Source organism: Ignavibacteriota bacterium (genome assembly GCA_016707525.1).
In the GTDB taxonomy this organism is placed as follows: domain Bacteria; phylum Bacteroidota; class Ignavibacteria; order UBA10030; family UBA6906; genus JAGDMK01.
This window is the reverse complement of the sequence record JADJHP010000011.1, coordinates 78946-92986: the sequence shown is the minus strand read 5'-3', so window position 1 is coordinate 92986 and position 14041 is coordinate 78946. Positions and strand designations below refer to the sequence as shown.

The following is a 14041-nucleotide window of genomic DNA, read 5'->3' as shown; positions in this document are numbered from 1 at the left end:
CAATCCTTGCCCCCGGGCCACGTGCCCCTACTTCCCCGCGGGACGGACAACGATCTCAGTTCGCATCGAAGTGCTCCCCGGCACGGCGAAGGTGATCTTTCCCATGCCATCAGCCGTGAGTCCCCGATGCCGCATGTTGTTCACGGTCACCGCGTAGGCCGTGCCCGGCGTCAACGACCCGACCTTGTAGCGAATCGCCTGTCCGCCTGTCTGATTCCACCGCTTGACCCCGCCTGCCTGGTCGTCCCAACTGTCGATGCGGACGTTCAGCGCACGTGTTCCTGCGAACCCTTCTTTCGTGATGACGAGTGCTTCTGGTCCTGATGGGGAACTATACCAGGCCATACCACCGCGGACGGGCTGTACCGCGAACGCATGCGGTGCTGACACCGTGACACTCCCCACGCTCACGCGGGTTCTTCCACTGTCGATGGCCACGTGGTAGGTCTTGCCTCGCAGTTCGTAGGCAAGGCGCGTCCCCCGGATCTCGCGCGCTGCCACCGGCGCAACGATGAGCCGGTCATGTTTGGGCTGGAGGCCATAGATGTTCCGGTACAGCCCCACCACCGCCATCGCGTTGCCGGCGAGGATATCATCGCCCGCACCTTTCTGATCCTTCCGCAGGTAGCGCTGGAACGCGAGTCCATCCTTGCGATAGCGCTCCAGCAGGTTGCCGATGTACTTCAATGGGATGGTCGGATCGACGCCGGCATACGCGCGCACGCCCACTTCCCCGAGCGTGAGGAAGATGTCGCCGTTCTCGTACACCGGGAACGGGAACTGCCAGTGGAGCCCTTCACCTTCCTCATACGAGAACATGCAGATCGGCCAGAAGAAGAGCCCCTCCTGTTCCATCTCCGACTCGATGCGGCCGAGGATCACCCGACTGCGCACCTGGTCGTCGCAGATGCCGTAGGCGATCGCCATGAAGTTGAGATACGTCACGAGGTTGTTGCCGTGCACCGAGCCGTCGCGGTCGCGCCAGTGCACGTACCAGCGGTTGCCTTCGTCCCAGAACCCGCCGTCGATGGTGGTCTTGTTGAAGCTTGCCTTGAGCTTTGCCGCTGCGTTGCGGTAGCGCATGGCCCGGGCATGGTCGCCGAGGTACTCTTCGCAGTCCGCCCACAGCGTGAGTGCGTAGTACATCTTCGCGTTCACGAACGCGTTCTCGTGCGAGGCCCAGATGATGTCGATCCAGTCGCTCCCGCGCTGCGCCGTGTGGTCGTCGGTCATCATCTCCACCAATCCGTCCGCGTCGCTGTCGCGCGCGAGCATGAACTCGAGCGCGCGTTCGCACACGGACTTCTGCCCTGCGAGCCAGAGGCTGTCCGCGCAGAGGTCGAAGAGTTCGGCAACATTGGTGACGAGGTCCGGGTTGGAATCCATGAGGTACCCCCACTGCGCCTCATAGAAGCCGAGCGAGTCGCAGGTGCCCGGCATCGCGTCCTCGCAGGTGTACGCCCAGCGCGAGATGACGCGCCCGTCGGGTCGCACGGCGCGGTCGCGGTAATGGTCCAGCGTCGACTTGTATCCGTTCACATAATCCTCGTCCTGGATCAACGACGCCATCTGTGCGATGTGTCCTTCGTGGAGACACACCGGACCGTAGGGAGTGCGCCAGCTGTTGCTGCCGAAGGTCTTCGCATCGATCACGCCCAGGCGGGCAACGGTGCGGCCGAGGGCGCGGACGGATGCGGCATCGAACGGGGGCATGGACTCCGCGGGGAACATCTCCGCCGGGTCGGGGGCGGAGATCGTGAGCTCCACGGCGAGTCCGCGCGGACCGGACTGAACGTCCTGCCACACATCGTCGCGCGAGGTGAGGTACCGGCGCCGGTGCATCCCTTCGTCGTAGCGGAGCGTGAGGGGGCGGTCGGCGGCGGAGATGCGGAAGCGGATCCCGCCTTCCGGCATGCGGGTGAAGGATGAGCCGATGTGCGTATCATGGAGTCCGCGGGCATCGATGCGCAAGGCGGTCTTCGTTTCCTCGTTCCAGAACGTTGCCTTGCCCGTGTGCGCGGCGAGCGTGCCGTTCGCGGAATCGATGAGATGGAACCACGCCACGCCGCCTGTGCCGAGGAAGGCGGCCTTCCAGGTGTCGGGGGAGGAGAACTCCCACGAGGGGAGTGCGTTCCATGCCGCGGTCAAGGGAGAGGGATGGCTCTGTTCGATCCGCCAGACGATCGTATTGTGGCGGACGGTGAAGAGCCAGCGTTCATTGGTGCCGTTGCCGCGACTGATGCCGCTGAAGGTGGCCGAGCTATCGGTGCAGAGGACTGTTGGCGGTGGGGCATCGGCGGGTGTGGAAGCGAGAGGTCCTCCCTGTGCTGCTCTCTGGATGCCCATGGCTGTTGTTACACGACCTGTAGCTCCGAGCACGTTCTGGCCGCGGATGCTGACCCCATCGATCGTGCATCCCGTGGCGTAGTGTACGCACATGGAGAGGCCGCTGGCCGTCGTGAGCGTGACGGACTTTGCGGGGGGATCATGGTGGACGCGGAGAGACGCGCCGGATGTGAAGGAGATGCATGCTGCAAGCACTATAATAATGAGGGTCGGTCGCACAAGAGGTCCGTTCGTGGTGATGGTGGCCCGGGAAGAGGTTTTGGTCAATGTAGGCGGGATGAGGGGGAAAGTCAATTGGAGGGTACTGGAACGCCTTGACCATCGCACCTCGTTTCGCTATTCTGTTTCAAGTCCCCGGGGAAGACGGGAGTTGATCGAAGAGAAGGCCTTTCTGTCCGCATGGATGGGAAGGCTTTTGTGCTTCTGGTGTCAGATGCCACTCTGAGGGCACCGATAACCCGGGCCCTGGTTATCCGTCAAGACCACCCGGCGGTGGCAAGATCGCGACAACCCGTCTCAATGTCTGCGCATTCGCACCGGCGCTTCTGATACTCCTCCCCTGCGATCACCCGCCCAATGGGTAGAAACCGATCTTCCCTACAGCGGGGTCTACTTCTATCATATGAGAGTGAGGGGATACACGGAGACGAAGAGGTTGCTCCTCCTTGATGAAAGACATTTGTCCGCAATGTGGTTATATTATCTGCGATCCGATCTTTCGCAGCTTCTCGTGGCCCGCGATGGTGCACGGGATGCGCGCGTTGCCATTCTATCCCGTTCTCTCTCTATCACACCTCTCACATAACGCCACGATCCATGATGGATCCCCGGGGGCACTATGAAATCGGCACTTGGACTGTTCCTCATCCAGCTTTTCTCTCTCATCGCTCTGGCTCAGGATACGACCCGCCACGACCCCCTCCAGGATGCCTACGGTGGTCATCCTGTCCTGGCGAACTCCGCCGAACTCATACTCATGACCAGTAGTCCCGGCCCGTCCGGTACTATCACACCCTGGTTGCAGGTGATCGATGTCAATGGTGCCGGAGATCTCGTGCGCGACGATTGGAATGGAGCAACCGGCAGACCGTTCAACGTGGGCGAATATGCCGATGTCCTGTCCGAGGATCTTGACGGCGATGGCCTCGCCGAGGTGATCACCGCCCGCATCATCCCCGACAGCGGCAGGCAGGCACCCATCCTCCTTGAATGCTGGCACCCCGTCCGCAGTAGACCCGGATACAGCTGGCAATGGGCTTCCAGAGAGACCCTGCAAACCACGAACAAGTACCGGTCCACGGTACGCCTCCATGCGATCCGCGCCATCTACTCGACGAAGAAACAACTGGCGATGGTGGCTGCGACCGATTCCTCGATCGTGCTGAAGCTCTACGACGTGAACCATGGCTTCACGGAGATCGGATCGCAATCGATGGTACGCGGCAACAACTGGACTGTCGGGTTCGGCGACTTCAACGGCGATGGCCTGGATGATCTCCTGCGCTGCTCGCTCCTGTTCTTCACGGATATCTCACACTACGATACACTTGATATTGAGACCGCGCAATTCAACCCGGCGGCGGGATCGTTCACCCGGCAGCCGCATCGGCTGAAACTGCCTACCATGGTCATCTCTGGCCACATGGACTGGGGTCCGATGAAGCTCGTGATGGGAGACTTCCACCGCCTCGGACATGATGAAGCGGTGATCTCGGTGGTGCGGCCCAGGACATCAACATGGCAGCAGCATTACTACTATATCAATTTCTCGGCTGATGGCACGGTCTTTACCGCCCCCACCTTCTTCAACTATCCGCACGGCCTCGGATCGGGCAGCATCTTCAGTTTCAGCGCCGGAGGGGAAGCAGATGCCCTTGTCATGGACGTCAACCCCATGCGGAACGACGGCGATGAACTTCTTGTTGTGGGCCCGTTCGGATTCGGTGTTGTCAAACCCGATACCGGCATGTTCCCACCCGTCCTCTACTGGCGTGATACCGTCTACGTCTCGGCGCTGAACCGCGGCATGAACCTCCGGGCCTTGGCGGTGGGCGACATCGATCCGGATACGAGCAACCAGGAGTGGGTGCCCGAGATCATCGTTGCCGAACACAGGAAGGACACCTCTACGGTACTGCGCATCTTCAGGCCGGTTGTCAATGCAAGGAACGTCTTCACGGGAATGACAGAACGGCCGTCGATCGACGCGGGCAGGCATTCTGTGGTGAGCGCGCTCACTGCCGCCGATCTGGACGGAGATGCGATCCGCTTCGGTACGCCGAACCTCGTCACGGTGGAGAGCTTCGTGCAGCCGATCGTCGTGATGGGCGGGCCACCGACTCACTTCGATAACCTGCGGGGACAGGCATACGATCTCTGCAATGCCTACGACACGTCTCAGGTCAGACGGTTCGAAGTCTCGTACACGGAAACCCAGGGATCGGCGACACACCTCGAGGCCGATATCTCCCATTCGTCGGGTTCGTCGCGCGAGATCAGCGGCGGTTTCAGCTTCTTTGGTATCAAGATCGAAGGGTATGCGAAGAAGGCATTCGAGAGCGGATACTACGGCTCTCATTCGGTGAACAAGACCATCACGACAACAAGTATCCAGAAATCGTATCGGGATGATTGGATGCTGGGCACGGAATCCAGTCTTGAGCTCTGGGAATATCCCGTGTACGCGCTGGACAGAAAGCTCGGGACGTACCTGGTGCAGATGCCGCGCTACATCCGGACACTCTGGCTGCCGTACATGGATGTGACGCTGCGGGACTGGATGGCCGACCGGGAGGTCGGGAATCTTCTGTCGTACCGGCCGAATTCCAGGATCGCATCCTGGGCCGGCGAGAACCTGCTGGCGACATTCCAGACCAAGACGATCGCCCAGGCGAGTGCGGCAGGGTTCACGGTGAATTTCGGCGACTCCACTGTCGATGAGACGCGGTTGACCCACTCGGTGAGGGCTGAGGTCGGGCTGTCCGTGAGCAAATGGGGCGTGGAGGCCAAGGTGTCGGGGCATTACTCCGATGCCGTGGGCTCGACACATACGATCAAGGTTTCCCGGAACGTCATCGTCGACATCAAGATGGGTGATCTCAACCGTGCCTACTCCGATGCGAATTATTACGTGACGCCGTATCTGTACTGGGGACAGAACGGCGCGCTGGTGCTGGACTATGGCATCGATCTCCCCTCGAACGGCGATACCGTGCTCGGCACGTTCTGGGACAAGAATTATTTCACGAAGCCCGATCCCGGACTCCTGCTCCCCTGGCGATTGGATTCGCTGAAGAACATCGGGGGTGCCGAGAATCTCCGTTCCTACAGCAAGAGCATCCATGTGTCGCCGGCAGCCCCGTATGCGGGCGACACCGTGCACATCACTCTCGGTGTGCACAATTTCAGTCTCAAGCAGACCAGCGGGCTCGTTACCGTCCGGTGCTATCTGGGTGATCCAGGGGCAGGCGGCACGCCGATCATCGGGATCGGGAGGGCGACGCCAGACCTCGTGACGTCAACCCCGATCGGCGCGCGCGAACGTGCAGTGTTGGAGATGGATTGGGTGGTTCCCGCCGGGCTCTCCTCATCGTCACGCATCTATGCGTATGTTGATCCTGATAACACGATGGGCGAGATCCACGAGGACAACAATATCGGCTTCTTTGCGTTGCGTCCGGCGGGGACAACCGCGATCGAAGATGATCCTCCTCCACCGGTCCCGACGGCCTACGCTCTCCGGCAGAACTATCCCAACCCGTTCAATCCCTCGACGGTGATACAGTACGATCTGCCCGTGGCATCGCACGTCAGCCTGATCATCTTCGACATTCTCGGCCGTACTGTGTCGACCCCCGTGAATGGTGAGATACAAGCGGGATCCCAACACGTCGTGTTCAATGCGCAAGGGCTCTCATCCGGAGTGTACTTCTACAGGATCGAAACGCGTCCCCTTGGTACACAAACGGCCGAAGGTGTGTTCACATCCGTGAAGAAGATGATGATCTTGAAATGAGTATCATGCATCCTCTGACCCGGTGTCTCCCGCCGTGCCACCGGTTGCTGTTTGATAGTCTCCAGACCCTTCGGGACCATCTTCCGGTACCTGCTCCGTGACCCTCACAAAGGTCCGGTCAATGTCGGGGATCTGTTCGAACGAATGTCGTCATGCCCCCCCTTTTTTTGCACAGGGAAAAGCGTACCTTTTTAGGGAACGGACGGCGGGGGGCTACCGTTAGGAATTGAGAACTAAGAATTCTTGGTTCTTAATTGAGAACGGGGCTAAAGAGTGACGTACAGGACCACATTCAATGTCAGACGGATGGACTGCCCCTCCGAGGAGCAGATGATCCGGATGGCGCTGGGCGCAATGCCCGCCGTGCGCTCGCTCCGCTGCAATATCCCCGAGCGGACGGTGGAGGTGTGGCACAGCGAAAGCCACGACGGCATCCTCGCGCGGCTCGATACGCTGGGACTCGACTCCGCGTTCGTCGGAACCGAGACGATGGACGAACCGGCGCAGACGGACGATCATGCGCGCGAACGCAAGGTGCTCTGGACCGTCTTCGCGATCAACATCGGTTTCTTCGGACTCGAACTGCTCACCGGGTTTCTCTCACACTCCATGGGACTCGTGGCCGACAGCCTGGATATGATGGCGGATGGCATCGTGTACGGCCTCGCCCTCTTCGCCGTGGGCGGCACGGTGATGATGAAAAAGAACATCGCCCGCACGAGCGGTTACTTTCAGATGATCCTGGCGATCCTGGGCTTCATCGAGATCGTCCGCCGCTTCACCGGCGGCGAAGAGATGCCGGTGTTCCAGATCATGGTCCTCATCTCGGCCCTCGCGCTCATCGGCAATGCAGCCTCGCTCGTGATCCTGCAGCGGTGGAAGAGCACCGACGCGCACATCCGCGCGAGCCTCATCTGTACATCCAACGACGTCATCGCCAACGCCGGCGTCATCGTGGCGGGCGTGCTCGTGCACTTCACCGGTTCAAAGTATCCGGACCTCATCGTCGGTGCGATCGTCTTCTTCCTGGTCTTCGAAGGTTCGTGGCGCATGCTGCGGCTGGCACGCTGAAGTGTCCTGGCTTCACCCCACACACGAAGGAGTATGAGTATGGTCAACAAGGATGAGATCGAAGCAGCCCTGGGTGTCCACGCGAAGTGGAAGGCCCGCCTGGAGACTGCCATCATCGCGGGGCGGTCGGAGTTCATCCCGGCGGAAGTGGCCAAAAATGATGTGTGCGATTTCGGGAAGTGGCTGCGCACGGTTGGCGGCGAGGATGCGAAGACCGCGCACTATGCGAAGGTCAAGTCGTTCCATGCGGACTTTCACACGATGGCGGGGAAGATCCTGAACATGGCCGTGACCGGCAGGAAAGCAGAAGCGCAGAAGGCCCTGGAGCCCGGCGGGGACTATGCACGGATCTGCGGCAAACTCGTGATGGCAATGAATGTCTGGAAAGAATCGACGAAGTAACTGACCATGAAGATCCTCGCATTGGAATGTGATGTCCCCGGCATCACGGACGACCGCTTCACAGAAGAACTCCTCAGGGAGGAAGCCGTACGCGCCTGGGAGCTGCACCAGGCCGGCGTGATCCGCGAACTCTACTTCCGCGCCGACCGCCAGGCCGCGGTACTGGTGCTGGAGTGCGACAGTGTGGACACGGCGCGCAGCGCCCTCGGCACACTTCCGCTCGTGAGCGCAGGGCTCATAGGATTCGATGTCATCCCGCTCGCGGCATACCCCGGCTTCGTGCGGCTCTTCGCCCGCGGTGACCGGCGCGGCTGAGGGGGGGTGTCACGACCATGAGCGGGGCGGCACCAACAAGGCAGCTTCATTGACACACACTCCACCTGCAGGTCCAAGTACCGACTGCATTGCACCATGACCATCTGAAGGGATACGACCGACCATGGCGAAAGACATCACCGTGACACGGAACGAAGGCGGCTGGCAGCCGCTCGTGGAGCCCGGGGTGAAGACCGACGGCGTCCATGTGAAGCCGCTCCGGCGCGAGGCCGGGACGGGCCGTGCACCCACGATCCTGCTGCGCTTCGAACCCGGAGCATCGTACCCGAATCACAGTCATCCGGCCGGAGAAGAAGCGTACATCCTCGAGGGCGAAGTGCGGTTCGGGCCGACACAGCTGAACGCAGGCGACTACCTGTACACACCACCCGGAGGGACACACTCCGTATTCTCGCGGACAGGGTGCACGGTGCTTCTGGTCATCCCCGAGGAAGTGGTCATACTATGATGGATGACTGAGAATGGATATTGGACAGTGGAAAATTGGCCGGGTACATAAAGATCATAATGATGCATAGCAGGCGGACCGCATGAAGATCACACTGATGAATAGCAGGCAGACTGCATGAAGATCATGCTGATGGATAGCAGGCGGACTGCATGAAGATCATACTGATGGATAGCAGGTCGACCGCATGAAGACCATACTGATAGATAACAGGCAGGACACATGAAGATCATACTGTTCGGCGCCACCGGCATGGTGGGCGAGGGCGTGCTGCTGGAAGTGCTGCGCGATGCCAACGTGGAAGCCGTGCTTGTCGTCGGGCGGCGCCCCTGTGAGATGAATCATCCGAAACTCACGGAGATCATTCACCGCGACTTCTACAACTACACGTCGATCGAGGAACAGCTGCGCGGATACGACGCATGCCTGTTCTGCCTCGGCGTCACATCTCTGGGGAAGAACGAGGAAGAGTACCGCCGTTTGACGTACGATCTCACCATGGCGGCCGCATGCACGATGGAGAAGCAGTGTCCGGGGATGGTGTTCTCGTACATCTCCGGCATGGGCACGGACAGCACCGAGCACGGCAAAGTGATGTGGGCGCGGGTGAAGGGGAAGACCGAGAACGACATCATGCGCCTCGGGTTCAAGGATGCCTATGCGTTCCGTCCGGGCTTCATCAAGCCGACGCCCGGACAGAAGCGTGCATTCCTGGCAGCGAAGATCATCGGGCCATTGTATCCGCTGTTGCATGTCGTTATGCCGAAGTGGGTGTGCACCATGCAGGACCTCGGGCGGGCGATGCTCCGCGTGTCGGCCAAGGGCTACGAACGTAAGGTCGTAGAGTGCGTGGACATCGAGAAGATCGCGAAGACGGCGTGAAGAAGTGAAGAGTAGAGAATGAAGTGAGAAGAGAAGAGGGAAAGCAGAACAGCAGCCCGGTGAAGGCGGCCGGGGAGATGCCCCAGCGAGGGCTCCCTGGGCGCCATCACCGTTCCGGACGGCTTAAGCAATCGTGTTGCCTCTGTTGCCCTTCGAAGAATTTGGAGAAACCGAGTCGGGGAGCTCCCCGGGCGCCCCTCCGGGACCACCCGACGCCGACCATTCCACCGGCAACACGGCGATTGATTTTGGGCGAATCCCTCCGTTCATTATGGAATCCACGATACCCCGTAGGGGGCCGTGCATGCACGGCCCCTACAAGGTACAGGATGCCCCCGGGCATCCGCATCGCGCGCACTATCCGAACCACGGAGCCACCATGGACCGCCGCAGCTTCATCGCAGCCCTAGCATCCACCCCCGTCATCGCACGACATCTTGCCACTGCCGCCGAAGGAGCGCACCTGGACCACATCGGATTGCAGCTCTACACCGTCCGCTCGCTCATGCCGAAGGGCATCGACGGCGTCCTCTCCACCGTCGCCGGCATCGGCTACAAGGAAGTGGAGTTCGCCGGCTACTTCGACCATACCCCGCAGCAGATCAAGTCCATGCTCGTGGACAACGCCCTCACCTCGCCCTCCACGCACGTGGGGCTCGAGGACGAACCCGACAAGTGGAACGAGACCGTGGAACGGAGCGCGTTCATCGGACACAAATACGTGATCGTGGCGTGGGTGGACAAAGCCAAATACGCCACCGTCGACGATTGGAAACGCCTCGCCGCCCGGTTCAATATCGCCGGCGAGACATGCAAGGGCGCCGGCGTCCAGTTCGCGTACCACAATCATGAATTCGAGTTCAAGAAGGTGGGCGGGAAGCTGCCGTACGACATCCTGCTGAAGGAATGCGATAAGGACCTCGTGAAGTTCGAGATGGACGTTGCCTGGGCCGTGGCCGCGGGCGCCGATCCGGCGAAGTACTTCGCCGCGCATCCCGGCCGGTTCCCGCTGCTGCATGTGAAAGACCTCAAGAAGAAGACCGCAAAGAAGCCGGCCGCAAAGAAGGGCAAGGCCGCACCGCCGTCAGGCGATGATCTGCTGGAGGATGTGGGGAGCGGAAGCATCAACTGGAAGAAGGTCCTCGCCGCCGCGAAGAAGCACGGCACCATCCACCATGTGGTGGAACATGACAGTCCGGCCGACCCCGTGGCGAGCATCCGGAAGAGCTACGCCTATCTGAGTGCACTCACCATCTGATCCGACGCGGGCCGCTCACAACGGCCCGCAGCTTTTTCATCCTGTGATCCAGAAATTCCAGGAGCACCCCATGTCCACCAGCATCCTGCCCCACCTCTTCGACATCACGGTCATCTGTCTCATGCTCTGTGCCTTTGCCTCCACTCTGGCCGATGCAGGCGACAACCCCGCCCGCACCACCACCGCGGCAACGCTGCAGGCATTCCAGGACCCGCCGTCCGCGTACCGTACCGCGCCGCTCTGGGTGTGGAACGACCGGATGACGCCCGCGCTCATCGACCGCGACCTCAACGACATGAAGGCAAAGGGGATCGGCGGCGCGTTCATCCATCCGCGCCCCGGACTCATCACGCCGTACCTCTCGGAGGAGTGGCTCTCGCTCGTGCGCCACGCCGTGCAAACCGGGAAGAAGCTCGGCATGAAGGTCTGGATCTATGACGAGAACTCGTACCCCTCCGGCTTCGCCGGCGGTATCGTGCCGGCCACTATGCCCGACGCGAAGCGCGCCGGACTCCGCATGCGCCGCATGGATGCACCGCCCGCCGGGGAGAAGCCGCTCATCGTACTGAAGCAGGACGCCGCCGGCTACACGGACATCACCGCACAGCTCGGGACAAAGGAGTTCGGCGCGGGCAGCTACCGCGTCTTCGATGTGGTATACGAGCAGCCCGCACCCTGGCACGGCGGGTTCACCTATGTGGACGTCATGCGCCCGGAGGTCACGCGGGAATTCATCCGCGTCACCATGGGCGCGTACGAGAAAGTGATCGGGGACGAGTTCGGGAAGACCGTGCCCGGCGTGTTCCAGGACGAAGCCGAAGTGCGTCCCGCGAACATCGACACCAACCGGGTGGTGCAGTACACCCCCGCACTCTTCGACAGGTTCCGGCAGCGGTTCGGCTATGATCTCCGCCCGCATCTTGTTGCGTTGTATGAGACCACCGGCGAATGGCGGAAGGTGCGGCACGACTTCTACGCCCTCATCCTTGAGCTGTTCATCGACGGGTGGGCGAAGCCGTACCTCGAATACTGCGAAAAGAACAACCTCCTGCTCACAGGCCACTACTGGGAACATGAATGGCCGCGCCCCGTGATGAATCCGGACAACATGGCCTTCTGTGCCTATGCCGGCGTGCCGGGGGTCGACATCCTCATGAACGAATGGCGCACCGACATGCACGGGCAGTTCGGCAACGCGCGTGCGGTGAAGGAGATCCGCAGTGCCGCCAACCAGCTCGGGAAGGAGCGCACGCTCTCCGAAACCTTCGGCGCCGGCGGGTGGGAGATGACGTTCGCCGACCAGAAGCGGATCGCCGATTGGGAGTACGCGCTCGGAGTGAACCTCGTGAACCAGCACCTCACGTACGTCACGGTGGCCGGAGCGCGCAAGCGCGACCATCCACTCTCGTTCTCGTACCATGAGCCGTGGTGGGAGCAGTACCGGGCGCTCGGCGACTACTACGGGCGGCTCAGCACCGCGCTCACCAGCGGCGAGCAGCGGAACGACATCCTCGTGCTCGAGCCCACCACCACGGCGTGGATGCATGCCGCAGTGGGCGAGCCCAACCCCGTCATGGACTCCATCGGCACCGTGTTCCAGAACTTCGTCAATGCCCTCGAGGCCGATCAGGTGGAATACGACCTCGGGAGCGAAAACATCCTGCGCGACCATGCGAAGGTTGAAGGCACGAAGTTCACCGTCGGCAAGCGCAGCTACAAGCTCGTCGTCCTGCCTGCCGGCATGGAAAGCATCGAAGGGTCCACGCTTGCGCTGCTGCGGAAGTATGTTGAGCAGGGCGGATTGCTCTTGTGCATCGGCGACGTGCCGCGGTACGTCGATGCGCGTCCGGAAGTGAACTTCCCGAAGCTGCTGGAGAAGAACCCCGCCGGGTTCACGCTGGTATCAGAGGCAAAGGCCCTTGCTGCCATCCGGTTGCTCGCGCCGCCCGTCATCGGGTTCCGTAACGCCGACGGCACGCCGGCCTCGATCGCTCAGTTCTTCCATCACCGCCGGGTGCTGGATGATGGCGAGATGCTGTTCCTCGCCAACACGAAGATGGCCGAGACCAAAGGTGAGATCGTTGTGCACGCGCGTTCTGCCGCGCAGTGGGACCTCTTCACCGGCGCTGTGAGTCCGTATCCCGTGAAGCAGGAGGGCGACCACATCGTTGTCAGCTATGCCATCCCGGCGGGCGGGAGCCTCATGCTGCATTTCAGCGCCAGTGCCCCGGCGCCGGTAACTGCAACCGCCGCTACCGGTTCAACCGCGCCTGAAGAGCGTGTCATTCTGCGGCCGCAGGGGCCGACCGTCATCGAGCGGGTTGGCTCGAATGTCCTCACCCTCGACCATTGCGACCTCACCATCGGCGGCGTTACGACGAAGGACCTGTACTTCTATGAAGCGCAGAAGCGCACGTGGCAGGCTCACGGGTTCGCGGCCGATCCATGGGACAATGCCGTGCAATACCGGAGCAGCATCCTGGACCGTGACACGTTCGCGGTGAACAGCGGATTCACTGCAGACTTCCACTTCATCATGGAGAATGGCGTCGACACGCGCGGCATGCGCGCTGTTGTCGAGCGTCCCGGCGTGTTCCGCGTGGCGGTGAACGGCACCCCCGTGAAGCCGCTGAAGGGCCAATGGTGGCTGGACAAGTCGTTCGGGGTGTATGAGATCGGCGCGTTTGTAAAGCCCGGCGACAACGTCATCACCGTCATCGCGCAGCCGTTCACCATCCATACCGAACTCGAGCCCGTGTATGTGTTGGGCAACTTCTCCCTTGAGAATGCGCAGCGGGCGTTCACCATGGTGCCGGCGACGCCGGTACGCATGGGGCCGTGGAACGAGCAGGGTATGCCGTTCTATGCCGCGGGCATGAAGTACACACAGGTCGTGAGCAAGGACGCAAAGAAAGGGAAGAGTGCCGCAGCGAAGTACTGCGTGCAGCTCGGGAAGTGGAAAGGCGTCGTTGCCAGCGTCATGGTGAACGGGAAGGATGCGGGGATCATCGCGTTCGCTCCTTCCAACCTGGACATCACGAAGCTGATGAAGATAGGGAAGAACACTGTGAGCGTGATCGTCTACGGCTCGCTCAAGAATACGCTGGGTCCGCATCACGGCGATCCGCCGCTGGGCATGGCGTGGCCGGGGTCGTTCCAGAAGAGCGGCGATACACAACCGGCACCGGGGTCGACGTACTCCGTGCTGGGATACGGGTTCATGGAGGGCTTTTCAATTCTCAGCGGGGAATGAGGAACGGGAAATGAAGAACGGGCAGACGAA

At 61.3% G+C, this 14041-nt stretch carries 9 protein-coding genes; 8 read left to right on the top strand and 1 reads right to left on the bottom strand.

The genetic code is table 11. The features are described from left to right. Nucleotides 1-27: 27 nt before the first annotated feature. Nucleotides 28-2565 (bottom strand): hypothetical protein, encoded by a 2538-nt coding sequence (locus IPI01_16925; protein MBK7259447.1) that lies wholly within the window; start codon nt 2563-2565, stop codon nt 28-30. A 619-nt stretch (nt 2566-3184) separates the two neighbouring features. Here IPI01_16925 and IPI01_16920 point away from each other — a divergent pair. The 8 genes from IPI01_16920 to IPI01_16885 all read left to right on the top strand — a co-directional run bounded on the left by IPI01_16920 (nt 3185) and on the right by IPI01_16885 (nt 14011). Beyond that, the gene (locus IPI01_16920; protein MBK7259446.1) at nt 3185-6361 is read left to right on the top strand and encodes a T9SS type A sorting domain-containing protein; all 3177 of its coding nucleotides are present in this window, start codon (nt 3185-3187) and stop codon (nt 6359-6361) included. Between the two features lie 306 nt (nt 6362-6667). After that, nucleotides 6668-7432, top strand: a complete 765-nt coding sequence (locus tag IPI01_16915; GenBank protein ID MBK7259445.1) for a cation transporter — start codon at nt 6668-6670, stop codon at nt 7430-7432. A gap of 39 nt (nt 7433-7471) precedes the next feature. After that, complete coding sequence (locus tag IPI01_16910; GenBank protein MBK7259444.1) at nt 7472-7834, top strand: CZB domain-containing protein; 363 nt, start codon at nt 7472-7474, stop codon at nt 7832-7834. Nucleotides 7835-7840: 6 nt separating this feature from the next. Beyond that, complete coding sequence (locus IPI01_16905; protein ID MBK7259443.1) at nt 7841-8149, top strand: superoxide dismutase; 309 nt, start codon at nt 7841-7843, stop codon at nt 8147-8149. A gap of 124 nt (nt 8150-8273) precedes the next feature. Then, nucleotides 8274-8618 carry a cupin domain-containing protein gene (locus tag IPI01_16900; GenBank protein MBK7259442.1) on the top strand — a complete coding sequence of 115 codons (345 nt, stop codon included), beginning with the start codon at nt 8274-8276 and terminating at the stop codon, nt 8616-8618. 222 nt (nt 8619-8840) lie between these two features. Next, the gene (locus IPI01_16895; protein ID MBK7259441.1) at nt 8841-9500 is read left to right on the top strand and encodes an epimerase; all 660 of its coding nucleotides are present in this window, start codon (nt 8841-8843) and stop codon (nt 9498-9500) included. A 304-nt stretch (nt 9501-9804) separates the two neighbouring features. Beyond that, nucleotides 9805-10758 carry a sugar phosphate isomerase/epimerase gene (locus IPI01_16890; protein ID MBK7259440.1) on the top strand — a complete coding sequence of 318 codons (954 nt, stop codon included), beginning with the start codon at nt 9805-9807 and terminating at the stop codon, nt 10756-10758. Nucleotides 10759-10828: 70 nt separating this feature from the next. Next, nucleotides 10829-14011, top strand: coding sequence for a hypothetical protein (locus IPI01_16885; protein MBK7259439.1), 3183 nt, complete (start codon nt 10829-10831; stop codon nt 14009-14011). The last annotated feature ends 30 nt before the right edge of the window (nt 14012-14041 follow it).